Origin of the sequence: Streptococcus parasanguinis (assembly GCF_015556095.1) — a bacterium.
Lineage (GTDB): Bacteria > Bacillota > Bacilli > Lactobacillales > Streptococcaceae > Streptococcus > Streptococcus parasanguinis_Q.
Window position 1 is genome coordinate 76,085 of the sequence record NZ_JADNLT010000005.1, and the last position, 23,264, is coordinate 99,348.

General features: G+C 42.8%; 28 protein-coding genes and 1 riboswitch. Of the genes, 23 read left to right on the forward strand and 5 right to left on the reverse strand.

The genetic code is table 11. From position 1 onward, the window contains the following. Nucleotides 1-40 precede the first annotated feature (40 nt). Nucleotides 41-523, forward strand: a complete 483-nt coding sequence (gene greA / locus I2E70_RS06435; RefSeq protein WP_003005389.1) for a transcription elongation factor GreA — start codon at nt 41-43, stop codon at nt 521-523. Between the two features lie 154 nt (nt 524-677). On the opposite strand, the gene yidC is transcribed toward greA, so the two are convergent. Together yidC and I2E70_RS06445 are read right to left on the reverse strand one after the other, a co-directional pair. Next, nucleotides 678-1,595, reverse strand: coding sequence for a membrane protein insertase YidC (yidC, locus tag I2E70_RS06440; RefSeq protein ID WP_003008377.1), 918 nt, complete (start codon nt 1,593-1,595; stop codon nt 678-680). 77 nt (nt 1,596-1,672) lie between these two features. Then, entirely contained in the window at nt 1,673-1,951 is a 279-nt protein-coding gene (locus tag I2E70_RS06445; RefSeq protein WP_023918900.1) for an acylphosphatase, read from the reverse strand. A 73-nt stretch (nt 1,952-2,024) separates the two neighbouring features. On the opposite strand from I2E70_RS06445, the gene I2E70_RS06450 reads away from it, so the two are divergent. From I2E70_RS06450 to yidD, 14 genes are all read left to right on the forward strand, one after another. Continuing rightward, nucleotides 2,025-2,771 (forward strand): TrmH family RNA methyltransferase, encoded by a 747-nt coding sequence (locus I2E70_RS06450; RefSeq protein WP_195424068.1) that lies wholly within the window; start codon nt 2,025-2,027, stop codon nt 2,769-2,771. 82 nt (nt 2,772-2,853) lie between these two features. Then, entirely contained in the window at nt 2,854-3,345 is a 492-nt protein-coding gene (locus tag I2E70_RS06455) for an HDIG domain-containing metalloprotein (protein WP_195424071.1), read from the forward strand. A 28-nt stretch (nt 3,346-3,373) separates the two neighbouring features. Then, nucleotides 3,374-4,060, forward strand: coding sequence for a Bax inhibitor-1/YccA family protein (locus tag I2E70_RS06460; RefSeq protein WP_003008369.1), 687 nt, complete (start codon nt 3,374-3,376; stop codon nt 4,058-4,060). A gap of 95 nt (nt 4,061-4,155) precedes the next feature. Next, nucleotides 4,156-5,406: a diaminopimelate decarboxylase gene (locus I2E70_RS06465; protein ID WP_195424079.1), complete on the forward strand. Its 1,251-nt coding sequence runs from the start codon at nt 4,156-4,158 to the stop codon at nt 5,404-5,406. 55 nt (nt 5,407-5,461) lie between these two features. Further along, complete coding sequence (locus I2E70_RS06470; protein WP_049492475.1) at nt 5,462-5,707, forward strand: YneF family protein; 246 nt, start codon at nt 5,462-5,464, stop codon at nt 5,705-5,707. A 77-nt stretch (nt 5,708-5,784) separates the two neighbouring features. Further along, nucleotides 5,785-6,579 (forward strand): glutamate racemase, encoded by a 795-nt coding sequence (racE, locus tag I2E70_RS06475; RefSeq protein WP_118396613.1) that lies wholly within the window; start codon nt 5,785-5,787, stop codon nt 6,577-6,579. Continuing rightward, nucleotides 6,576-7,556, forward strand: a complete 981-nt coding sequence (locus tag I2E70_RS06480) for a nucleoside-triphosphate diphosphatase (protein ID WP_003005496.1) — start codon at nt 6,576-6,578, stop codon at nt 7,554-7,556. The genes racE and I2E70_RS06480 overlap by 4 nt, the downstream gene beginning before the upstream one ends. After that, nucleotides 7,529-8,050: a metallophosphoesterase gene (locus I2E70_RS06485; protein ID WP_003008356.1), complete on the forward strand. Its 522-nt coding sequence runs from the start codon at nt 7,529-7,531 to the stop codon at nt 8,048-8,050. Before I2E70_RS06480 ends, I2E70_RS06485 begins: the two co-directional genes overlap by 28 nt. Next, a complete protein-coding gene (cbpB, locus tag I2E70_RS06490) occupies nt 8,047-8,508 on the forward strand; it encodes a cyclic-di-AMP-binding protein CbpB (protein WP_118396615.1) in 462 nt (153 codons plus the stop codon). Before I2E70_RS06485 ends, cbpB begins: the two co-directional genes overlap by 4 nt. Further along, nucleotides 8,505-9,236 carry a site-specific tyrosine recombinase XerD gene (xerD, locus tag I2E70_RS06495; protein WP_003017353.1) on the forward strand — a complete coding sequence of 244 codons (732 nt, stop codon included), beginning with the start codon at nt 8,505-8,507 and terminating at the stop codon, nt 9,234-9,236. Before cbpB ends, xerD begins: the two co-directional genes overlap by 4 nt. Beyond that, nucleotides 9,236-9,955 carry a segregation/condensation protein A gene (locus I2E70_RS06500; RefSeq protein ID WP_195424082.1) on the forward strand — a complete coding sequence of 240 codons (720 nt, stop codon included), beginning with the start codon at nt 9,236-9,238 and terminating at the stop codon, nt 9,953-9,955. The genes xerD and I2E70_RS06500 overlap by 1 nt, the downstream gene beginning before the upstream one ends. Next, nucleotides 9,939-10,508 carry an SMC-Scp complex subunit ScpB gene (gene scpB, locus I2E70_RS06505; protein ID WP_003017403.1) on the forward strand — a complete coding sequence of 190 codons (570 nt, stop codon included), beginning with the start codon at nt 9,939-9,941 and terminating at the stop codon, nt 10,506-10,508. Before I2E70_RS06500 ends, scpB begins: the two co-directional genes overlap by 17 nt. Continuing rightward, nucleotides 10,498-11,229, forward strand: coding sequence for a pseudouridine synthase (locus tag I2E70_RS06510; RefSeq protein ID WP_013904014.1), 732 nt, complete (start codon nt 10,498-10,500; stop codon nt 11,227-11,229). The genes scpB and I2E70_RS06510 overlap by 11 nt, the downstream gene beginning before the upstream one ends. Continuing rightward, nucleotides 11,226-11,468: a membrane protein insertion efficiency factor YidD gene (yidD, locus tag I2E70_RS06515; RefSeq protein ID WP_195424084.1), complete on the forward strand. Its 243-nt coding sequence runs from the start codon at nt 11,226-11,228 to the stop codon at nt 11,466-11,468. The genes I2E70_RS06510 and yidD overlap by 4 nt, the downstream gene beginning before the upstream one ends. A gap of 223 nt (nt 11,469-11,691) precedes the next feature. Here yidD and I2E70_RS06520 read toward each other — a convergent pair whose 3' ends face one another. Both I2E70_RS06520 and trkA read right to left on the reverse strand, forming a co-directional pair. Then, complete coding sequence (locus tag I2E70_RS06520) at nt 11,692-13,131, reverse strand: TrkH family potassium uptake protein (protein ID WP_195424086.1); 1,440 nt, start codon at nt 13,129-13,131, stop codon at nt 11,692-11,694. A gap of 5 nt (nt 13,132-13,136) precedes the next feature. After that, nucleotides 13,137-14,492: a Trk system potassium transporter TrkA gene (gene trkA, locus I2E70_RS06525; RefSeq protein ID WP_013904011.1), complete on the reverse strand. Its 1,356-nt coding sequence runs from the start codon at nt 14,490-14,492 to the stop codon at nt 13,137-13,139. A gap of 333 nt (nt 14,493-14,825) precedes the next feature. Between trkA and trmL the strand changes: the two genes are divergently transcribed. From trmL to I2E70_RS06560, 7 genes are all read left to right on the forward strand, one after another. After that, nucleotides 14,826-15,368: a tRNA (uridine(34)/cytosine(34)/5-carboxymethylaminomethyluridine(34)-2'-O)-methyltransferase TrmL gene (trmL, locus tag I2E70_RS06530; protein WP_155198804.1), complete on the forward strand. Its 543-nt coding sequence runs from the start codon at nt 14,826-14,828 to the stop codon at nt 15,366-15,368. Nucleotides 15,369-15,448: 80 nt separating this feature from the next. Further along, a riboswitch (FMN riboswitch) is annotated at nt 15,449-15,683 on the forward strand. A gap of 216 nt (nt 15,684-15,899) precedes the next feature. After that, the gene (locus I2E70_RS06535; RefSeq protein ID WP_195424089.1) at nt 15,900-16,457 is read left to right on the forward strand and encodes an ECF transporter S component; all 558 of its coding nucleotides are present in this window, start codon (nt 15,900-15,902) and stop codon (nt 16,455-16,457) included. After that, nucleotides 16,447-17,097: a phosphatase PAP2 family protein gene (locus I2E70_RS06540; protein ID WP_195424092.1), complete on the forward strand. Its 651-nt coding sequence runs from the start codon at nt 16,447-16,449 to the stop codon at nt 17,095-17,097. The genes I2E70_RS06535 and I2E70_RS06540 overlap by 11 nt, the downstream gene beginning before the upstream one ends. Before the next feature lie 53 nt (nt 17,098-17,150). Continuing rightward, on the forward strand, nt 17,151-18,110 hold the full coding sequence (locus tag I2E70_RS06545; protein ID WP_023918876.1) for a TIGR01212 family radical SAM protein: 960 nt from the start codon (nt 17,151-17,153) through the stop codon (nt 18,108-18,110). Beyond that, on the forward strand, nt 18,094-18,651 hold the full coding sequence (locus I2E70_RS06550; RefSeq protein ID WP_070675084.1) for a tRNA (mnm(5)s(2)U34)-methyltransferase: 558 nt from the start codon (nt 18,094-18,096) through the stop codon (nt 18,649-18,651). The genes I2E70_RS06545 and I2E70_RS06550 overlap by 17 nt, the downstream gene beginning before the upstream one ends. Next, nucleotides 18,644-18,898, forward strand: a complete 255-nt coding sequence (locus I2E70_RS06555) for a hypothetical protein (RefSeq protein WP_118227903.1) — start codon at nt 18,644-18,646, stop codon at nt 18,896-18,898. The genes I2E70_RS06550 and I2E70_RS06555 overlap by 8 nt, the downstream gene beginning before the upstream one ends. A 12-nt stretch (nt 18,899-18,910) precedes the next feature. Beyond that, nucleotides 18,911-20,965, forward strand: coding sequence for a cation:proton antiporter (locus tag I2E70_RS06560; RefSeq protein WP_195424095.1), 2,055 nt, complete (start codon nt 18,911-18,913; stop codon nt 20,963-20,965). A gap of 211 nt (nt 20,966-21,176) precedes the next feature. Here I2E70_RS06560 and I2E70_RS06565 read toward each other — a convergent pair whose 3' ends face one another. Then, a complete protein-coding gene (locus I2E70_RS06565) occupies nt 21,177-21,968 on the reverse strand; it encodes an ABC transporter ATP-binding protein (protein ID WP_195424097.1) in 792 nt (263 codons plus the stop codon). A 74-nt stretch (nt 21,969-22,042) separates the two neighbouring features. Here I2E70_RS06565 and I2E70_RS06570 point away from each other — a divergent pair, with 74 nt between their 5' ends. Continuing rightward, nucleotides 22,043-23,170, forward strand: coding sequence for an AI-2E family transporter (locus I2E70_RS06570; protein WP_195424099.1), 1,128 nt, complete (start codon nt 22,043-22,045; stop codon nt 23,168-23,170). Nucleotides 23,171-23,264: the final 94 nt, after the last annotated feature.

The following is a 23,264-nucleotide window of genomic DNA, read 5'->3' on the forward strand; positions in this document are numbered from 1 at the left end:
TCCACAGCTTTTTCATTCAAATAATAGAAAGAGAAGAATAATGGCAGAAAAAACATACCCAATGACCCTAGCAGAAAAAGAAAAATTGGAACAAGAATTAGAAGAATTGAAATTGGTCCGTCGACCTGAAGTGGTGGAACGGATTAAGATCGCTCGTTCATATGGTGACCTCTCAGAAAACTCTGAGTATGAAGCGGCAAAAGATGAACAAGCTTTTGTGGAAGGTCAAATCTCTAGCTTGGAAACAAAAATCCGTTATGCAGAAATCGTCGATAGTGACGCTGTTGCAGTAGACGAAGTAGCGATCGGAAAAACCGTTACAGTTCAAGAAGTTGGCGAAACAGATGAAGAAGTATACAGCATCGTTGGTTCAGCAGGGGCAGATGCCTTTGCAGGAAAGATTTCTAACGAAAGCCCAATCGGTCACGCTTTGATTGGTAAGAAGACAGGTGACGTTGTCACGGTTGAGACACCAGCTGGGAGCTACCAAGTGAAAATTTTGAACGTAGAAAAAACAGCGTAACTATAAAACGCAAGCCCTCCAAGAGGGCTTGTTTTTTTGTGCTCTTAATCTTTTTGTGAGAGTGAAAATTCTTTGCTGACTGAACGATATCAAAAAAAGCACTTGAACCTTGGGTTCAAGTGCTACTGTATACCGCTAGAATTAGTAGTTTGTACTACTTTCTATTGCGTTGTTTTCCTGCATTGCGGTTGTTTTTTGGTTTGTGTTGGATTTGTGTCGTTGCAGTAGGTGTGACATCTTTTTTCACGCGGTGACTAGTCGCTTTAGGAGGATTGTTTTTGTATTCCTCAGCGACTCGTTTGCGAAGATTTGGACGAATCAAGTAGTTGATGACAAATTGTTGGATAATTTGGATCACCCCACCGACTACCCAGTAAAGAGTCACTCCGGCTGAGGAGATCAATGAGAAGACACCGATCATAATCGGACTCATCAGTGATGCTTTGCGCATGCTTTCCTTTTGGGTTTCATCTTCAATTCCATGAAGAGAAAGCATACTTTGGATATAGTAAAGAACTGCTACGATCGCTGTCAAGAGCAAGCTTGGTTTGCCGAGAGCAATGCCAAGGAAGCTACTATCTGCTACCCCTTTGGTGTGCTGAGCTGCAAAGAAGAGAGCTGAGAAGAATGGCATTTGGATCAAGAGTGGCAAACACCCAACTCCACCAAACATGCTAACTCCATTTTCACGTTGAGCAGCCATTAATTCCTGTTGCGCCAATAGCTTTTCTTCTTGTGTGCTAGCGTTCTTCATGCGCTCTTGGATTGGCCCAAGGATAGGTTTTAAGTAGTTCATCTTTTCAGATTGGTAGGTTGCCTTCCATGATTGGTACAAACCAAGTGGCAAGATGATTAACCGTACGATCAAGGTGACGATAATAATCCCGATCCCAAAGCCTAAGCCAAGGTTGTTGGCAAAGAATTTGATGGCTTCGCCCATTGGACGGCCAAGAAGATTCCAGATCAATCCAGTCGGATTTCCAGTTTTCCGATCGACACTCACGCATCCTGATAAGAAGACAAGCGAAGCTAGTCCCATCGATGCAAGTAATGCAAGTTTATTTTTTTTCACAAATAGTTCCTTCTTTTTTTTAATGTTACCTTTCTATTCTACTGTTTTTTTTGAAAATACACAATAGTTCTCTAGTCTTAATTTGCAATTTTGAAGTCTGTATAGTTTTCAAAGTTTGCGAGCGTAACATCTAAATAAGTCACATGCGCAAAAGGCGTAGGACCTTTGCGAATTTCTTGGATGAATTTGGCCATTTGGCTACTAGACTCTGCCTGGGCCAGAATGCCAACTGTTCCGTCGTCATTATTCCAGACACGGCCAGTGATCCCACCGATCTCTAAAGCAAGACTGTAGACTCCCCAGCGAAAGCCAACCCCTTGAACCCGTCCTTGGGCAATCATTTTTACCTTTTGCATGTGCGACCTCCTTGACTCGAAGAAATCTATCTGAGGTATGATTTCTTCTTTTTCTTTGTGCTATAATAGTTCTATGAATATTATAACGTCTAAATCCAATAATGTAATCAAAAATGCAAAAAAATTACATCAAAAAAAATACCGGACAGATTCTTATCTCATTGAAGGCTGGCATCTGTTTGAAGAGGCAGTAGAAAATCAAGCGAAGATTCAACAGGTCTTTGTTTTAGAAGCCTATTTAGACCGGGTAGAGGACATCCAAAAAGTCACTATCGTGACTCCGGAGATCTTAAGCCTCTTGGCAGATTCGAAGACTCCTCAAGGGATTGTCGCAGAGATTCTTCTAGAGCAGCCAGAGCTTCCGGATCAGCTACAAGGGCGATTCCTCTATTTGGAGGATGTACAGGATCCTGGCAATGTAGGGACGATGATTCGAACAGCAGATGCAGCAGGTTTTGATGGCGTCATGCTTTCGAAAGCCTCCGCTGATCTATACAGTCTCAAGACCCTTCGATCCATGCAGGGCAGTCATTTCCATATTCCTATCTGGAAACTGGATCGAGAAGAACTATTGGAACGAGCTGCGCACTCTCATCTAGCAGTTCTCGCAACGACGCTTTCAGAAGCTTCCATTGACTACCGTCAGCTTTCTCAGACCGATCAGTTTATCCTGGTTATGGGGAATGAAGGAAATGGCATCAGCCAGGAAATGGCGGCACAAGCAGACCAGCTGGTTCATATTCCCATGCCAGGTCGGGCAGAGAGTTTAAATGTTGCAGTGGCAGCAGGAATTTTGATGTTTTCTTTAAGGAAATTTTGAGAAAAAGAAGTATACTTAACCTGTAAGAAGAAGTTGATGGAGATCTTATTGGGAGAGCTTATCAACGAAAGGTGGTTATCTTATGCAATATCATCGTGACAAAGAATACATGACCTATGTAGGCCATCTGATCCAGCATCCTAAGGTTCAAAAATTAGCCGACATTCCCCACCATATTCATTCCAATCGTTTGGAGCATTCCATTCATGTGAGCTATACCAGTTATAAACTGGCTAAAAAATTTGGTTGGGATGCCAAAAGTACGGCTCGGGGTGGCCTCTTGCATGACCTCTTTTACTATGATTGGCGCGAGACCAAGTTTACGAAAAGTCACGCCTGGATCCATCCCCGCATTGCCGTGAGAAATGCACGAAAGATCACAGATCTCAATGCCAAGGAAGAAGACATCATTATTAAACACATGTGGGGAGCTACCCTTGCTCCGCCTCGCTACAAAGAATCCTTCGTAGTGACCATGGTGGATAATACTTGGGCTGTTAAAGAAGCTTCAGAACCATGGCGTAAAAAGATGGCTAAAAGGAGATTTTTTCATCGAAAAATGTTAAAATCGTAGTAAACAAATTTGAAAGGAACTTGTTAATATGTATAATGATTCAGTAATCCAAGAACAAAGTGGATTGAATGCTTTTTATAACAAAATCTACTCATTAGTTGGGATCGGTGTTGGGATTTCAGCCCTTGTCTCTGGCCTGATGATGACAGTCTTTCAAGACTTCTTCGTACAAATCTTGACAACCGCACCAATGGTTTACTACGCAGCAGTGGTTGTAGAATTGATCTTGGTCTTTGTTGCAAGTGGGAAGGCTGTTAAAAATAGCCCGTCTGCTCTTCCGATCTTCTTGATCTACTCAGCTTTGAATGGCTTTACCTTGAGCTTTATCATTGCTCGCTACATGCAAGCGACTGTCTATAAAGCTTTCTTGGTCAGTGCCTTGATGTTTATTGTCATGGGAGCTATCGGACGCGTCGTGAAAAAAGACTTGTCTGGAATGGGACGTGCCTTGATGGGAGTCTTGATCGGTGTGATCATCGCTTCTGTTGTGAACATGTTCTTGAGAAGTTCTGGAATGGACTATATCTTGAGTATTATCTCTGTCTTCCTCTTTGCAGGATTGACAGCTTGGGATAACCAAAAGATTCGCTATGTCTATGATCAAACAAATGGTCAACCTGCTACAGGCTGGGCAGTAGCGATGGCTTTGGAACTTTATCTTGATTTTATCAACCTCTTTATCAGCCTTCTTCGTATCTTCGGAAGAAACGACTAATCAAAGAGTAATTGAGCTGGGGCAGTTGCCTCGGCTTTTTTTGTCTTCCGACTTGTGCTATACTAATAGTGACTAAAGAATAGAAATGAGCGCTTATGAAAACACCTTTTGTAACCCGTGAACAATTAGAAAGTCTGACCCAAGAATTTCCTACTCCTTTCCATCTCTATGATGAAGCAGGAATTCGTGAAACGGCTCGTGCCCTCCATCAGGCTTTTGCTTGGAATGAAGGATTTAAGGAATACTTTGCCATCAAGGCAACTCCTAACCCATCGATCCTAAAAATTTTGCAAGAAGAGGGCTGTGGTGTCGACACTGCCAGCTATGTCGAATTGTTAATGGCGGATAAACTGGGCTTTAGTGGAAAAGAGATCATGTTTTCTTCTAACAATACGCCAGCAGATGAATTTGTCTATGCTAGAGAATTAGGGGCAACGATCAATCTGGACGCCTATGAAGACATTGCTTTCTTGAAGTCTGTGACTAGCATTCCCAAGGTCATTTCTTGCCGCTATAATCCTGGTGGAGTTTTTGAACTGGGAACCGATATTATGGACAATCCTGAAGAAGCTAAGTTTGGCATGACCAAGGAACAATTGATCCAAGCTTTTATCGAGTTGAAAGAACTAGGTGTGGAAGAGCTTGGCATTCACGCCTTGTTAGCTTCTAATACAGTATCCAACGACTACTATCCAGAGCTGGCGCGTCAACTTTTTGAATTGGCAGTGGAAGTCGTCGAGAAAACAGGTGTTCACTTGGGCTTCATCAACCTCTCTGGTGGAGTTGGGGTCAATTACAAGCCAGAGCAGGAACCAAATGATATTGCCATTATTGGGGAGGGCGTACACCGCGTCTTTGATGCGATTCTCAAACCGGCAGGACTTGGTCATGTGAAAATCTATACGGAGCTTGGTCGCTTTATGCTAGCTTCACACGGTCTCTTGGTAACCAGAGTGACGCATAAAAAGAAAACTTACCGGACTTATGTCGGGGTTGATGCTTCAGCTGTGAACCTTCTTAGACCGGCTATGTACGGTGCTTATCACCATATTACCAATATGGATCGTCCAGAGGAACCGACTGAAGTGGTCGATGTCGTGGGAAGTCTTTGTGAAAATAACGATAAATTTGCCAAACAACGAGAACTACCCGTGACGGAGATTGGAGATTTGCTCGTGATTCATGACACTGGAGCCCATGGATTTTCAATGGGCTATCAGTACAATGCCAAGTTGCGTTCGGCAGAAGTTTTGCTTCAAGAAGATGGGCAGGCCCGTTTGATTCGTCGAGCAGAAAAACCAGAAGATTATCTTGCGACACTCTACGGCTTTGACATTGAAAAATAAGCGATTGTCTGATATAATGATAGTTATGTAAAAATAATGGATCGGAGAAAATTGTATGAATCTCTTTTTAGGAATTTTGTTGATTATTTTAGCTTTCTTTGGTGGGATGGTTGCAGGAATGTTCTTGCTTCGTCGTCAATTTGAAAAAGAATTTGCATCAAACCCACGTTTGAATGTTGAAGCAGTCCGTACGCTTTTAGGTGCGAGCGGCCAACGTCCAAGCGAAGCAAAAGTTCAACAAGTCTATCGCCAAATTGTGAACCAACAAAAATCAGCAATGGCGAAAAGCAAGAAAAAATAAGAGTGGGGCAATCTCACGATAATAAATGAGAGGGGCTTGGAGGAATTTCTTAGTCCCTCCTTTTGGAAGGAAGAGATATGGATAACCGACCGATTGGTTTTTTAGATTCTGGCGTAGGGGGCCTAACTGTTGTCCGCGAATTGCTCCGTCAGCTTCCTCACGAAGATGTCGTCTATATTGGAGATTCAGCGCGTGCACCTTATGGTCCTAGACCAGCAGACCAAATTCGCGAGTATACTTGGCAGATGGTGAACTTTCTTCTGACCAAAAATGTCAAGATGATTGTCTTAGCCTGTAATACAGCGACGGCAGTTGTTTGGGAAGAAGTCAAGGAGAAACTTGATATTCCCGTTTTGGGAGTGATCTTGCCCGGAGCTTCTGCAGCCATTAAATCGACGACCCATCAAAAAATTGGGGTCATTGGGACACCAATGACGGTTTCTTCTGGAATTTATAAAGAGAAGATTCAAAGTCTGGCACCAGACATGGAAGTCAGCAGTTTAGCTTGTCCCAAGTTTGTTCCTCTAGTGGAATCAAACGAGTTGGCATCCAGTGTGACCAAAAAGGTAGTTTACGAAACCCTAAAACCACTAGTTGGAAAGGTTGATACCTTAGTCTTGGGATGCACCCATTATCCCCTTTTAAAACCGATCATTCAAAATGTGATGGGACCGGATGTTAAATTGATTGATAGTGGGGCAGAGTGTGTTCGGGATGTTTCCGTTTTATTAAACTATTTTGAGCTCAATAAGAGTCGCGAACTCTTAGAGCAGACCCACCGCTTTTATACCACTGCAAATGCCAATAGCTTTGCAGCGATTGCCGAAAAATGGCTAGAACGTTCAGTGAATGTGGAGCATGTAAATTTATGAGTGACAAACTATTTGAATACAAAGATCCCCAAGATTGGTATATTGCCCAATGGGGAGAAGATGCAGACTACAACCAATTTAGTCAAGTGCCTGCGGAAGCTTCCACTCTGTTAGATCAGCTGGAACTTCTCTTTGCCAAGGATCCTGAAGGATTCCCTCTCAATCTATCGGTGATGCGCTATGGTTCAGCCTTTCGTTTTCTGACCTTTTTGACCGAAATCTTGAATGAAGTCAAGGGAAGAGCTTTTGAAATCGTACAGCGTCAAGGAGCCTTGCTCTTGGTTGAAAAAGGGAAATTGCTCTATTTGCATTTGCCAAGTGACGGGGTGGATTTGGAAGCCTTCTTGGGTCAAGACAAGGTCAAAGATACGATTCTCATTGCGACTCGAAATGAGGGAAAAACCAAAGAATTCCGTAATATGTTTGAAAAGCTGGGCTTTGAAGTGGAAAATCTCAATCAATACCCAGAGCTTCCAGAAGTCGAAGAGACAGGTCTGACCTTTGAAGAGAATGCCCGCCTAAAAGCTGAAACGATTGCAGAGCTAACTGGGAAAACAGTCTTAGCGGATGATTCAGGTTTGAAGGTAGATATCTTGGGAGGCTTACCAGGAGTTTGGTCAGCTCGTTTTGCGGGAGTCGGTGCGACAGATGCGGAAAACAATGCGAAATTGTTGCACGAATTGGCCATGGTCTTTGATTTGAAAGATCGTTCAGCTCAGTTCCATACGACCTTGGTGGTTGCAAGACCAGGCAAGGAAAGCCTAGTGGTGGAAGCAGATTGGCCAGGATATATTAATTTTGAGCCCAAAGGGGAACACGGTTTTGGCTATGACCCTCTCTTCTTAGTTGGGGAAACCGGCCGTGCTGCTGCTGAATTAACGCTAGAAGAAAAAAATACACAATCACATCGTGCTTTAGCTGTTAAAAAGTTATTGGAGGTATTTCCATCATGGCAAAGCAAACAATCATCGTTATGAGTGACTCGCATGGAGACCGCTCCATTGTTGAAGCTATTAAAGAAAAATACCTAGGCCAGGTCGATGGGATCTTTCACAATGGGGATTCTGAACTAAAAAGTGATGATCCTGTCTGGGAAGGGATCCACGTTGTCCAAGGAAATATGGATTTTTATGATGGCTATCCGGAACGCTTGGTGACCCAACTAGGGCCAACACGGATCATCCAGACCCACGGACATCTTTTCCAGATCAATTTTAGTTTTCAAAAATTGGATTTGTGGGCCCAAGAGGAGGAAGCAGATATCTGTCTATACGGCCACCTTCATATCCCAGATGCTTGGAAGGAAGGAAGAACCCTCTTTGTGAATCCTGGATCCGTTAGCCAACCTCGTGGTCTGATTCGCGAGTGTTTGTATGCCAAGATAGAGATTACCGATTCGAACTTCAAGGTAGAGTATTATACGCGAGATCATGAATTGTACCCTGAATTGACAAAGGAGTTTAGCAGATGATAGCAAAGGAATTTGAACGTTTCTTGCTGGAGCAGGAAGAGACGTTCTTAACTCCTGCCAAAAATTTAGCGGTCTTGATTGATACCCACAATGTAGACCATGCGGTTTTGCTGTTGAGCCAGATTAGCTATAGTCGCATCCCGGTAGTGACGGATGAACGCAAGTTTGTGGGGACGATCTCCCTAACGGATATTCTATCTTATCAATTGAAACACGATATTCCTGAGGAGACTTTTGCTTCGATGGATATCGTAGACGTTGCAAAGAAGGAGGTCGGGGTCATCGGCTTAGACTTCAATTTGACAGAAGTCCTTCACAAGTTGGTGGATGACTCCTTCTTATCAGTGGTGGATGAAGAAGGTTATTTCCAAGGGATTATTACGCGGAAATCGATCCTCAAAGCCATCAATTCGCTAATGCATAATTTTTCAAATGAATACGAGATGATTCCAAAATGAAAGAATTTATTGCAAGTTTTATTGATCAAAAAGAACTAAGTGAAAATTCTCAGTCAGCCTATTTCTATGATTTGGACCAATTTGTTGAATCAATTCATGGAAAAGTGACACCGACGAATTTGAGAATTTACCAAGCTTCGATTAAAGATTTTAAACCGGCGGTTCAAAAACGAAAATTATCCGCTGTTAACCAATTTTTATATTATTTGTATCAAGAACGCTTTATTTCTGAATACCATCGTTTGGTCTTGCCTAAAATTCAACCGGCCAAGACCCATGATCGTGAATTGTTGGATCTGACCCATTTTTGGGAAGAATCAACTAACCCACAGGGACGCTTGATGGCCTTGTTGATTCTGGAGATGGGCTTATTGCCAAGTGAGATCCTCCAAGTCAAGGTAGAAGATATTCAGCTGGACTTTCATGTCATTCGAGTGGGCAAAGATGGCCAAAAACGGGTTTTAAAAGTTCCAGAGCCTTTACTAGATGAGTTGCAACTCTTCCTCGATGGTGTCTATCTCTTTGATAATAAAGGAAAATCATACTCTCGTCAGTGGGGATTCCGACAATTAGAAGCCTTCTTGATCGAAAAAGGCAACCAAGACCTTTCGGCACAATCGATTCGTGAGCAGTATATTTTGAAACAACGTGAACTCGGTGTGGATCTCTTTAGTATTGCACGTGAATTGGGCCTAAAAACCATGGTGACATTAGAAAAATATAAATAATGGATATTAAAATTAAAGATTTTGAAGGGCCTTTGGACCTCTTGCTCCACTTGGTCTCTAAATACCAGATGGATATCTATGAGGTCCCCTTGATTGAGGTGATCGAACAGTATCTGGCTTATCTGGCGACTCTCCAGGCTATGAAATTAGAGGTAGCAGGGGAATACATGCTGATGGCTAGTCAACTAACCCTGATCAAGAGTCGTAGACTTCTTCCTAAGGTCGCAGAGGAGATGGATGAAGCAGAGGATCTCGAGCAGGACCTCCTTTCTCAATTGGAAGAGTACCGTACTTACAAGCAATTAGGAGAGTTGATGGCCTCGCAGCACGAGGAGCGCGCCCTCTATTATTCGAAACCGAAGATGGAATTGGTCTATGACGATACCGAATTACTTCATGATCGCACCACGGTGGATCTCTTCTTGGCTTTCTCAAAACTATTGACCAAGAAAAAGGAAGAATTCCGTCAGAACCATACAACCATTGTCAAGGATGAATACAAGATTGAGGATCTGATGGACCAGCTGCGTCACCGATTCCACGATCGCTCACAAGTTCTCTTGCAGGACTTGTTTCTAGAAGCAGCGGATCTCCAAGAGATCATTACCCTATTTCTTGCAACCCTTGAATTAATCAAGATTCAAGAGGTCACAGTGGTACAGGATACGGCTTTTGGAGAAATTTACTTAAATAGGATTGAACATGAGCAAATTAGCTGAAATTGAAGCACTCTTATTTGTAGCGGGTGAAGAAGGAATTACTGCCAGACAAATCGCAGATCTTCTCTCTTTACCCCCAACAGGTGTGGTGCAAAGTTTAGAAAAATTGGCCCAAAAATACCAGGAGGACACAGATACCAGTCTGTGTTTGATGGAGACAGCTTCCCGTTATAAATTGGTGACAAAGGCAGACTACGCTTCGGTTTTACGAGACTATTCTAGAACGCCTATGAACCAAAGCTTGTCTCGGGCTGCCCTTGAAACCTTGTCAATCATTGCATATAAGCAACCGATCACCCGCGTGGAGGTCGATGATATTCGAGGCGTTAATTCCAGTGGTGCCATTACCAAACTACTGTCATTTGATCTGATCCGCGAAGATGGAAAAAAAGAAGTCCTCGGGCGTCCTAATTTGTATGTCACGACGGAGTATTTTTTGGATTATATGGGGATCAATCATTTGGAGGAATTGCCAAAGGTTGAGGAAGTGGACATCGATCCAGAGGAAGGTCAATTATTTTCAGAGAGAACAGAGGAACTAGATGAGAATTAATAAATATATTGCCCATGCAGGAGTGGCTAGTCGTCGCAAGGCCGAAGAACTGATCAAGCAAGGCTTGGTGACGGTCAATGGCCAAGTTGTGCGTGAATTAGCGACTATCATTAAAACCGGTGATCAGGTTGAAGTAGAAGGGACTCCAATCTATAACGAAGAAAAGGTCTACTATCTTTTAAATAAGCCACGTGGTGTCATCTCTAGTGTATCGGATGATAAAGGACGGACAACAGTCGTTGACCTTTTATCTCAAGTACCAGAGCGCATCTACCCAGTAGGACGTTTGGACTGGGATACATCTGGTGTCTTGATTTTGACCAATGATGGCGATTTTACAGATGAGATGATTCACCCGCGAAATGAAATTGATAAAGTCTATGTGGCGCGTGTCAAAGGGATTGCCAATAAGGAAAATTTGCGTCCCTTAACACGAGGGGTGACCATTGATGGCAAGAAAACCAAGCCAGCGACTTACGAGATCTTAAAAGTGGATGTTGAAAAGAACCGTTCAGTGGTTCAGTTGACCATTCATGAAGGGCGCAACCACCAGGTCAAAAAGATGTTTGAAGCTGTAGGACTTTTAGTGGACAAACTCTCCCGAACCCAGTTTGGAAACCTAGACGTCTCAGGACTTCGTCCGGGTGAATACCGTCGCTTGAACAAAAAAGAAATTAGCCAGTTGCACAATCTAGCAGTGACTAAATCTAAAAAATCATGAAAAAAATCCTGATTGTTATGGTCAGAGGCTATCAAAAATGGATCTCTCCCATATTTCCGCCTTCTTGTCGCTTTCAACCGACCTGTTCCAATTATATGATCCAAGCGATTGAACGCTTTGGTGTGAAAGGTGTCTTGATGGGGGTTGCGAGAATCTTGCGATGCCATCCTGGTACCCAAGCGGGACCAGACCCTCTGCCAGACCACTTTAGTCTGAGACGAAATGAAGAATCAAAGTAGGACGATCACAAATAAACAGAAATGAGAGTGGGACAGAAATCGGTAATTCGTTAGAATTCGATTTCGTTGTCCCACCTCCGCACAGTTGAGTAGGGCTGTAAAAGCTGATGAAATCAGCGTTGTAGAGCCCACTCAACCACTGCGTCTTGCTCGACAATCCAAAAACAATTAAGAGGCTAGGACTTTTGTCCCAGCCTCATTTTTTTATAACACTCTCGTTTTATCAACGTTTAGACCATGTTTTAGGCAGGAAGAGCAGAATCATTGGATAGATTTCAAGCCGTCCGGCAATCATGGCTAAGGAAAGTAACAGTTTTGAAATCGGACTAAAGATGGAGAAGGTTTGACCCGTACCAATCATAGGTCCAATATTGTTGAAACAACTAAAGACAGCACTGACAACCGTCATGAAGTTATTGTTGTCTAGACTCACTACAAAGAGTAAGCCAATCGTAATAAAACTGTATATTGTAAAGTACTTGAGGATCTGATGTTGGGTATCCTTATCGAGTATCGTATCGTTGACATGCAAGGTCAAAACGCGATTTGGAGACAAGGTCGAAAGAACCTGATTTTTTGCGATTCGCCACAAGGTCAAGCACCGAATGACTTTTAACCCCCCAGCGGTCGAGCCAGCAGACCCACCGATGACCATCAGCATCAAGAGGATGAACTGAGAAAAGAGAGGCCATTTTTCCGTCGTTCCATAACCAAAACCGGTGGTGGTGATGATATTGGACACTTGGAAGAAGGAAATCTCAAAGCTCTTCGCAACATTAGCATAGAGATGAAGGCAATTGTAGGCAATCAATACGCTAGATAGGATTACAATAGTGATGTAGGTCCGCAATTCCTCATCTTTAAAGAAGGCCTTGAATTTTCGGATCATAAGGAAGTAGTAGAGGTTAAAGTTAACCCCAAAGACCAAGACCCCGATACTGACCAAATAGGTGATCAAACTACTATTGTAGTGAGCGATCCCATCATTAAAGACGGTAAAACCCCCAGTACCAGCTGTCCCCATGGCGATGACAAAACTATCATAAAGGGGCATGCCGGCAAGGAAATAAAGAACCACAAAGAGGAAGAACAAACCCAAGTACAAGAAGTAGAGAATTTGAGCCGTGTTTTTTAATTTGGAAACGACCTTGCCAAACACTGGACCAGGAACCTCTGCCTTCATGACTTCCAGGTGGCTGTTCTTGTTGTTGTCCATAATAGCCAGAGCAAAAACCAATACTCCCATCCCTCCGATTAAGTGGGTAAAACTGCGCCAAAAGAGAAGGGAGTGACTAAGGACACTGACATCGTCTAAAATCGTTGCCCCTGTTGTTGTAAAGCCCGAGCTAATTTCAAAGAAGGCATCGATGATGTTTGGGATTTGTCCGGAAAAAACAAAGGGAAGGGCACCAAAGAAGGACCATAAGATCCAACAGAGGGCCACAATTAGGACTCCTTCCTTGGCATAGATATGAAAGTCTTTGGGTTTTTGAAAACTCCCAAGAAGTCCAAGTCCAAGTAAGATGGCCATGGTTGCCCCAATAGAGATAAAGACCTTGGCAGGTTCCCGATAGATTGCAGCGACCACTAGGGGAACGATTAGGAGACCTGCCTCGATTAAGAGGAGTTTGGATAAGAGGTAACGAATCATGCTTCTATTCATCAGGCTTACCTCTCAAGTAGATCGTAGATTTTAGTGACATTTTGAATCAAGGTGGTCACGATAATCCGATCCCCTACCATCAAACGGTCATCCCCATTCGGGAAAATAGCCTTGCCGTTTCGAATAATGGCAGCGATCAAAACGCCCTTCTTCAATTTCAATTCAGAGAGGGGATATTGGGTTAGTTTATTGTCTTCCTTGATTTGGAACTGCAAGGTTTCAATCCGGCCGTTTGCGACATGGTGCAAGGCTTCTAGGTTTGAGAACTGTGCATTGTAGCGCCCGCGAATAAAGTGCATAATGGTGTCTACAGCGATGCGTTTTGGAGTGACAATACTGGTCATATCCTGATCGCCAATGATCTCCAACAGACTGGTTCGGTTGACTTTGGTAATGTTCTTTTTGACTCCGACAGAATCCAAGAACATGGAGGTGATGATGTTTTCTTCATCGACCCCTGTCAAAGTAGCCACAGCATCAAAATTATTGGCACTCTCTTCTAAAAGAATGTCTTTAGCGGTTCCGTCTCCATGGACGACATAGAGGTCAGGGAATTCTTGGCTAAAGAATTCAGCTCGTTCGCGATTGACCTCGATGACCTTGAGATCGATTTTGCGGCGCACATCCTGGAGAATATTGAGCAGATAGTAGGCAATTTTTCCGGCACCAATCATCATCATGCTCTTAATGACTTGAGGTCGGACATTGTTGTGGAAGAGAACGATCTCGATCCTATTTCCTGTCACGAAAATCTTGTCTTGGGGCTGCAAAACAAAGTCTCCATTTGGAATCGTGAGTTCATTGCCACGCTCGATCGCACAAACAATGACATTTCCGTATTTCTTTCGGAATTGGGATAGGCTCATATCGCAGAGATTGCTATCTGGCTTGATCTTAAATTCCATCAAGGCAACACGGCCGTTTGCAAAATGCTCCACAGAAAGGGCATTTGGGAAGTCAATGATATTAGCAATATAACGAGCTGTCAGCAATTCAGGATTGACAACCAGGGAGAAGCCCAAGATATTTTTTTCCTTGAAGTAGGAATTGGAATATTCCGGATTCCGCACCCGAACGATGGTTTCTTTGGCTCCCATTTTTTTAGCTAAAACAGCAGAAACCATATTCACTTCGTCGTACTCGGTCATGGAAATGAAGATATCGCAGTCTTCAACATCTGCTTGCTCCAAGACCTTGAAGTTTGCGCCATTTCCTAAAATCCCAATGATATCAAACCGTTTGGTAATATGGTTGAGAACGGATTCGTCTTTTTCGATCAAAATAACATCGTGGTTTTCAGCAACGAGAGAACGACAAAGGGCCGTTCCGACCTTTCCTCCACCAACAACAATAATTTTCATAGATTACCTCCAGAGTATGCTTCTATCATACTCTATTTTCAAGAAAAATTCATCTATTTTAAGGACTTTCTGGAGGAATCTTACCAAGCTAAGAACAAGTGGGAAAAATTGTCAATATAGAAGAATGAGGAGGGATCGAAAACTTTGATAAAGTTTCTTAAAAAAATCTAAAAAAACTATTGACAGGAGCTTCAAAAGTGATATACTTAAAAAGTACCTTCGTTGATTTACCTCAAACCTGTTGTGAGTTAAGTTAATGAAGCTGTAACCACGCTGTTTGCTGAGCTTGACTCCGGGCAGTGTGGCTATTTTTTTATCAGAAAGAGATCGAGTATGAATATTGAAGAACTGGACTACCAAGAGTCAGCAGCTCAAAACCACATCGTCTTGTTCCAACCTCAGATTCCACAAAATACGGGCAATATTGCACGGACCTGTGCGGCAACCAATTCTCCCTTACATATTATTCGTCCCATGGCTTTTCCGATCGATGATCGCAAGATGAAGCGAGCAGGACTCGATTACTGGGACAAGCTGGATGTCCGTTTCTATGATAGCTTAGAAGAGTTTATGGAAGCAGCGCGTGACGGTCAGGTGCACTTGGTGTCTAAGTTTGCAAATCAGACTTATTCGGACGTTTCTTATCAGGATGGGAAATCCCATTATTTCTTGTTTGGACGCGAGGACAAAGGATTGCCGGAAGATTTTATGCGTCAGCACGAGGAGAAGACTATTCGCATTCCGATGAATGACGAGCATGTTCGTAGTTTAAATGTCTCCAATACCGTCTGCATGATTGTTTATGAGGCGCTCCGCCAGCAAGGTTTTAAGGGGCTGGAGTTGAGCCATCGTTATGAGCATGACAAGCTCAAATAAGAACGAAAAATTAAAAGACGAACGGTGTAATCTATCAAGTTACAAAAACTTGCCTTGGCAAGTTTTTTTTGTTATGATTAAGAAGTCTTCAGGGCAGGGTGAGATTCCCGACCGGCGGTGACTTTTACTAGGAAATGTTCTTTTCCTTTTATACTTTGTTGCCAAGCTTTGCTTAACGAGAAGTTATGACCACAGCTTGTCGTATCGTTTAAAAGAAAAATCTCCATTTCCATACTCTAAAAGAAGTCCGCGAGCGCAAGCTGATGTGGTGTGACTCCACAACCGACAGTATAGTCTGGATGGGAGAAGACGAGAGACGAATAGACTGACAGCTATTCTGATCTGTTTAGAGCTGATGCATAGGAATAAGACGTTAGGTGCTATGATTGACTAGCGGTATTTTCAATGGGGACCAGCTAAAGTGACTAGAATGTTCTCTAGTTTAAGCTTTGTTTAAATAGTTTAGAGTAGAATGATGGGGTAGACGTCTTTCCAGCTTCTCTAATTTTTAAAAAATTGGAGGAACCTGTTATGACAAATACACGTAAACTGACCCTAGTGGCTGTTTTATCCGCATTATCTTTTATTTTGATGTTCTATCAATTTTCTTTCTTGATAGATTTCTTCAAAATTGATTTGAGTATCATCGCCATTTTGTTGGCTTTGGTCTTGTTGGATTTTAAAAGTGCTGTTTGGGTGACCTTGATCCGATCTGTTCTTAAATTAGCTCTTAATAATAAGGGGCTTGAAACCTTGATCGGACTACCAATCAATATCATTGGAGTTCTTGTTTTTGTTCTTGCTTTTGCATGGATTTGGAACAAGGAACGGACCCATGGCCGATTTGTCCTAGCTACGATTATTGGAACGATCAGCTTGAGTATCACGATGGTATTGGTGAACTATATCTATGCAATCCCTTTGTATGCTCGCTTTATGAACTATGATATTTCGAAAACACTAGGGCTTGTCCACTATTTAGCCGCAATGGTTGCACCGTTTAACCTGATCGAAGGGGTGATTTGGGCCATCGCATTTGGATTGATCTACACTCTTTTGCAACCGATTTTGAAAAAATATGAAAAATAAACAACAACATTGGGCGAAGGCAAGCTTCGCCCTTCTCATTTTTGTCATTCTCGGGTATGTGATTCGTTTCTACCCGCAACAATTAACGGGCTTTGACAGCGCGCTTCAATCTACTATTCGAGGCGATCTGCCTGCACCACTGACAGCCTTCTTTACCAAGGTAACCCATGTCATGGATACCAAGATCATTGTCATCTGGGTGGGTCTTTTGCTAGCTGTCTTTGCCTGTAAGAAATGGTACAGCGAAGCCCTCTTTCTGGGGAGCAATCTTGTATTGACTGGTCTTTTGGTTCTTCTTCTAAAGAATATCTACCAGAGACCGAGACCAAGTATTCTTCATCTAGTAGAGGAAAAAGGCTTTTCTTTTCCAAGTGGTCATTCACTGGCGTCTACCCTTGTTTTGGGAAGCTTGATCATCATTGTTGGCCAGCATATAAAAAACAAAGTGGCCCGCTATTGTCTTCAGGGGCTTCTGATTCTGGGAATTGTGACCATTGTGATCTCCCGTATTTATGTCGGGGTCCACTACCCATCAGACGTTCTTGGCAGTATGATTTTGGGTCTTGCTGTCTTGCAATTTGAGTACCCCTTGTACGATCGCTTGCGGTTTCAATGGCGCTTTACAGGGAAGCAAAAATAACTAACAACTAGGAGTTGGACTCGTGTTTTGAGTTCGACTCTTTTTTTGCTATAATGAAGGGTATGAAATCCTACAATACCTTGAATGATTATTATCGAACCTTATTTGGAGAAAAGACCTTTAAAGTCCCTATTGATGCAGGCTTTGATTGTCCTAATCGTGACGGAACAGTCGCCCACGGTGGCTGTACTTTTTGTACGGTCTCGGGTTCAGGAGATGCCATTGTGGCCCCAGAAGCTCCGATTCGAGAACAGTTTTACAAAGAGATTGATTTTATGCATCGGAAATGGCCAGATGTGAAGAAGTACCTGGTCTATTTTCAAAATTTCACCAATACCCACGATAAAGTGGAAGTCATTCGAGAGCGGTATGAACAGGCCATCAATGAACCAGGAGTGGTAGGAATCAACATTGGTACGCGTCCGGACTGTTTACCAGATGAGACCTTGGCCTACCTAGCAGAGCTGACAGAGCGCATGCATGTGACAATTGAGTTGGGTCTTCAGACGACTTATGAAGCGACTTCTGAATTGATCAATCGGGCCCATAGTTATGACCTCTACGTTGAAACAGTCAAGCGGATTCGCAAACAGGTGCCCAAGGCAGAGATCGTCTCCCATTTGATCAATGGCCTTCCTGGGGAGACGCATGAGATGATGGTGGAAAATGTTCGCCGTTGTGTGACCGATAATGAAATTGATGGCATCAAGTTACACCTCTTGCATTTGATGACCAATACACGGATGCAACGGGACTATCATGAAGGACGACTTCAACTCATGAGCCAGGAGGAGTATGTCAAGGTCATCTGTGACCAGTTGGAGATCATCCCCAAACACATTGTCATCCACCGGATTACAGGGGACGCGCCACGGGATATGTTGATTGGCCCTATGTGGAGCCTCAACAAATGGGAAGTCCTAAACGCCATTGAAACTGAAATGCGTCGGCGTGGAAGTACCCAAGGATGTAAGCTAGAAGAAAAGGAGACTGCTGATGCTTCGACCACTTGAAATGGCCCATCAATTTTTAGCAGAAGTCATCACCAAAGAAGATGTGGTGGTGGATGCGACCATGGGAAATGGACATGATACGGCCTTTTTAGCCCAACTAGCAGGCCAGGTCTATGCCTTTGATATTCAAGAGCAGGCACTTGTCAATACCCAAGAAAGATTGGAAAAGTTGGGACTTCAACATGTCCGGTTGATTTTGGATGGCCACCAGCATGTGGACCAATATGTGGAGACCATCAAAGCAGCTATTTTTAATCTGGGTTATCTGCCATCTGCGGATAAATCGGTCATTACTCTTCCAGCTACCACGATTGAAGCGATGGAGAAAATTTGTGTTCGCCTAGAAAAAGGTGGGCGAATGGCTATTATGATCTATTATGGTCATGAGGGAGGAGACATCGAGCGTGATGCAGTGCTGGACTTTGTCAGTCAGCTCCCTCAAAAAGACTATACAGCGACCATCTACCGGACACTGAATCAAGTGAATCAGCCACCGTTTTTGGTCATGATCGAAAAATTAGAAAGCTACCGTCATGGATAAAGAATATTTAAAGAATAAAATTGAAGGATTGAGACATCATTTTGTCGAATCAACCATCCACGAGCGTGCAATGGGTTTTTATGATGAAGCTCATATGACCAAAAAGATGCTCAAAATAAAAAAGAAATTGGTTTCGCTTGAGATGGAACGGTCCCAAAAGAAGATTGAGCACAAGGATGTAACCAAGACAGACCAAAAGATTGCGGAGTTAAAACAGCAATTTGAGACCTACTGCCAAGAACGCTAGGGAGGGAGTGATATGGAACTACTCCTTTATGCAGTGATCTTTTCGATGATTTTGATCATCTCAAATGCCACGAATAAACTTGTGCCGAGTCTTCCTCTACCCTTGATTCAAATTTTACTAGGGATTGGTTGGGCTCTCTTTGTGCCAGAAGAAAATTTTCATCTGGATACCGAGCTCTTTCTGGCCTTGGTCATTGGCCCTCTCTTATTTCGAGAAGCAGAAGAAGCAGATATTACTTCCGTCTTAAAGCACTGGCGGGTCATCCTCTATTTGATTTTCCCAGTGATTTTTATCTCAACCATTAGTTTGGGCTGGGCAGCTCACTCCTTGTGGCTGAGCCTTCCATTAGCAGCCTGTATGGCCGTGGGGGCAGCCCTTGGGCCTACCGACTTAGTAGCCTTTGCCTCCCTGTCTGAGCGCTTTAGCTTTCCAAAGCGGGTTTCGAATATCTTAAAAGGCGAAGGATTACTAAATGATGCCTCTGGTCTAGTTGCCTTTCGAGTAGCCTTGGCAGCCCTTGCGACCGGAAGTTTCTCCCTTGGAGAAGCAGGGATTTCCTTAGGAATCTCCATCATTGGAGGATTTGCGGTGGGGATCTTGACGGCCTTTGTGAACCGTTGGCTACAAACCTTACTCTTGAGTGTTCGCGCTAGTGATATTGCCAGTGAATTGTTATTAGAATTGAGTCTCCCGTTATTGACTTTTTTCTTAGCAGAAGAACTCCATGTGTCTGGTATCATCGCTGTGGTCGTGTCAGGGATCCTAAAAGCTAGTCGCTTTAAGCACATTACCCTTCTTGAAGCCCGGGTGGATACTGTGAGCCATACCGTCTGGAATACGGTCAACTTTATCTTAAATGGGTCGGTCTTTGTGATTTTGGGAATGGAACTAGAAATGATCGCCAAGCCCATCTTAAGTAGTCCCATTTACAACAATCTTCTTTTAGTTCTTTCTGTCTTTCTTTTGACTACCTTGCTCTTTTTAATTCGTTTTGTCATGGTTTACCTCTTTTATTGGTTCCGAACGGTTCGACTAAAAAAATCATTGAGAAATTATCTGAAAGATGCCTTATTGCTGACCTTTTCGGGTGTGAAGGGAACAGTTTCGATTGCGACGATCCTTTTGATTCCAACCAAAATCGAAAAAGAATACCCCGTCCTACTCTTTTTAGTGGCAGGAGTTACCCTTGTCAGCTTTATTGCTGGCTTAGTGGTGCTTCCAAAATTATCAGAAGATAAGGAAGAAACCAATAACTACCTGATGCAGATCGCGATTTTAAATGATGTCGTCATGGAATTAGAAGCAGACCTAAAGAATAGTAAGCACAAGGGGCCCTTGTATGCGGCGATTGATAACTATCATGGTCGGATTGAAAATTTGATTCTAAGCCAAGAAAATAAGCTCATTCAAAAGGACTGGGAACAGCTGAAGCTCTTGATTTTGAGTATTGAAAGTGACGGCTTGGAACAAGCCTACGAAGAAGGAAAGATGCGCGAGCGGGGCTACCGTGTCTACCAACGCTATCTTCGTAATATGGAGCAACGGGTCAATCGCAACCTTTCGTCTCGTCTAACATACTACCTCTTGGTTTCTTTCCGCATCTTGCGTTTGCTGGTCCATGAAATCCTAACACTAGGTTCTGGCTTTCGAACTTGGTGGAACCGAGAAGATAGAAAGTTAGAAGCCATTGATTATGACCAGATTGCGGCCCTTTATTTGGCCAATACGGAAATCATCATTGAAAGTTTGGAAGACCTCAAAGGGGTTTATCGGAGCAGTTTGATCTCTTACCTGCAAGAATCTCGTCTGAGAGAGACGGCTATTATTACTAGTGGAGCCTTTGTGGAGCGGGTTATTAACCGGGTAAAACCAAATAATATCGATGAAATGTTGAGAGGCTATTATTTGGAGCGTAAGATTATTTTTGAATACGAAGCGCAATACCTGATTACCGCCAAGCAAGCGCGTCGCATGCGTCAAAATGTCAATGAATTAGAAAGCTACTCCCTAAGAGAAAGTGCCAACACTCTTCCATACGATATGATCGAGTATGCACGGAATCGTTGAGATAAGAGTAAAAGAGGCTGGGACAAAAGTCCTAGCCTCTCAATTATTTTTGGATTGTCGATCAAGACGCAGTGGTTGAGTGGGCTCTACTACGCTGATTTCATCAGCTTTTATAGCCCTACTCAACTGTGCGGAGGTGGGACGACGAAATCGAATTCTAACGAATTACCGATTTCTGTCCCACTCTCTTTTTGCTTTATTCATTTTCTTTTCAGTGTGCGATTTCTGGTTTGACAAAGAGTCGCTCATCGCCTAGATCAATAAGGGATACTGGTGCTTCGTAAAACTGGCTAAGGACATGAGGAGTTAGGATGTTTTCCTTTGGCCCTTGTTCGACCACTTGGCCATGTTTGAGCAGGAGCACATGGGTCATATCTTTTGTAATTTCTTCTGCATGGTGGGTGACGTAGATCATGGTTGGCGCGTGATCCAGTTGTTTGATGTGATGGATCTGACGGAGGAGCTTTTCTCTGGCAAAGAGATCCAATCCACTTGAAGCTTCGTCAAAGATGATCAGATCTGGCTGGTCCATGAGGCTTCGTGCAATGAGGACCGTCTGCTTTTCTCCCTGGGAGAGCTCCCGGTATTTGCGACCGATCAAAGAGCTAGCTCCAATCGAAGTCAGCATATCCCGTGCCCAGTTTAGTTCTTCCTCCCCGTATGCAGCATATAAAATACTACTCTTGTATTGACCGGTTAGGACAATTTGTTCTGTCAAAAGATGTTCTGGTAGTCTTTCTGAAATAAAGGAGCTAACGATCCCAATACGCTTCCGTAACTCAGGAATCCCACCTTCTCCAAAGCGAGTTCCAAGGACCGTAACCTGTCCTGAACTAGCCCAGTATTCAGACATCAACAGTTTGAGGAGGGTCGATTTTCCTGCTCCATTGAGGCCTAAAATCGCCCAGCATTCATTTTCTTTCACTTGCCAGTTAATCTCTTTTAAAAGGGCTTTTCCATTGCGGATCAAATTGACGTCTTGTAGTTCAATCAAATTATTCATAACTTCATCCTTTTGATTAAAATCTCCTTTATTCTATCATAAAATATGGTAGAATAGAAAACAGGAGGTAAGGAATGTTTCGAAATAGTAAATTGTTATTCTGGACATGTGAAATTTTATTATTGACGGTGATTTTCTATATTTGGAAATCAATGGGGACTTTAATTTCTCCATTTGTATCTGTTCTGAATACCATCCTCTTACCATTTTTAATTGCAGGTTTTTTATACTATATCACCAACCCGATTGTTGAATTGTTAGAAAAACACTTAAAAATCAAGCGTGTGTTTGGGATTTTGATCACCTTAGTACTATTGTTTGGGATCATTGGTCTAGGGATCTTTTATCTGCTCCCAATCTTAATCAATCAGTTAACCAGCTTGATTAATTCAACTCAAGGACTATACTGGGAAGTCCAAAGTTTGGTTCGAAAACTTTCGGCCAATCCTTTGTTCCAGAATGTAAATATCCAATCTACGATTCAACAGTTGAATCTCTCTTATATGGATATCCTACAAAATCTCTTAAATAGTGTGACCAACAGTTTGGGAAGTGTGGTTAACACCATTGTCAATACGGTCTTTATTTTGATCATGACCCCCGTCTTCTTGGTTTATTTCTTGATCGATGGGAAGAAGTTATTGCCCATGCTAGAGCGGACCATTTTACGCAATGACAAACTCCATATCTCAAGCCTCTTGATTAGTTTGAATGAAACGGTCTCCCGCTATATTAGTGGTATTTCAATCGATGCCTTGATCATTGGGACACTAGCCTACATTGGCTATAGTTTTATTGGATTGAAGTACGCTTTGGTCTTTGCCATCTTTTCTGGGCTGGCTAACTTGATTCCCTATGTAGGACCAACCATCGGTTTGATTCCGATGATCATCACTTATGCTTTTACCGATATGGATATGATGATCAAAGCAGTCATTTACATGTTGATTATCCAGCAGATCGATGGCAATATTCTTTATCCGCGTATCGTTGGAGGCGTGATGAAGGTTCACCCGATTACCATTATGGTTCTCTTATTGCTCTCAAGTAATATTTACGGAATTATCGGAATGGTCGTCGCGATTCCAGTCTATTCGATTGGAAAAGAAATTGTAAAATTCTTGGTGAATCTTTATGATAACCATCGTGCTGCTAAGGAACAGAAGAAAAAAGAAGAATTTGGCATCATTAATAAATCTTAGACTCTAGCGCCTATATGGGCCTTGGAGTCTTTTTTGTACATTTTTTTGAAAAATGCTGGAAAAAAGTCAACAAGTGCTATGAAATGTGTTAAAA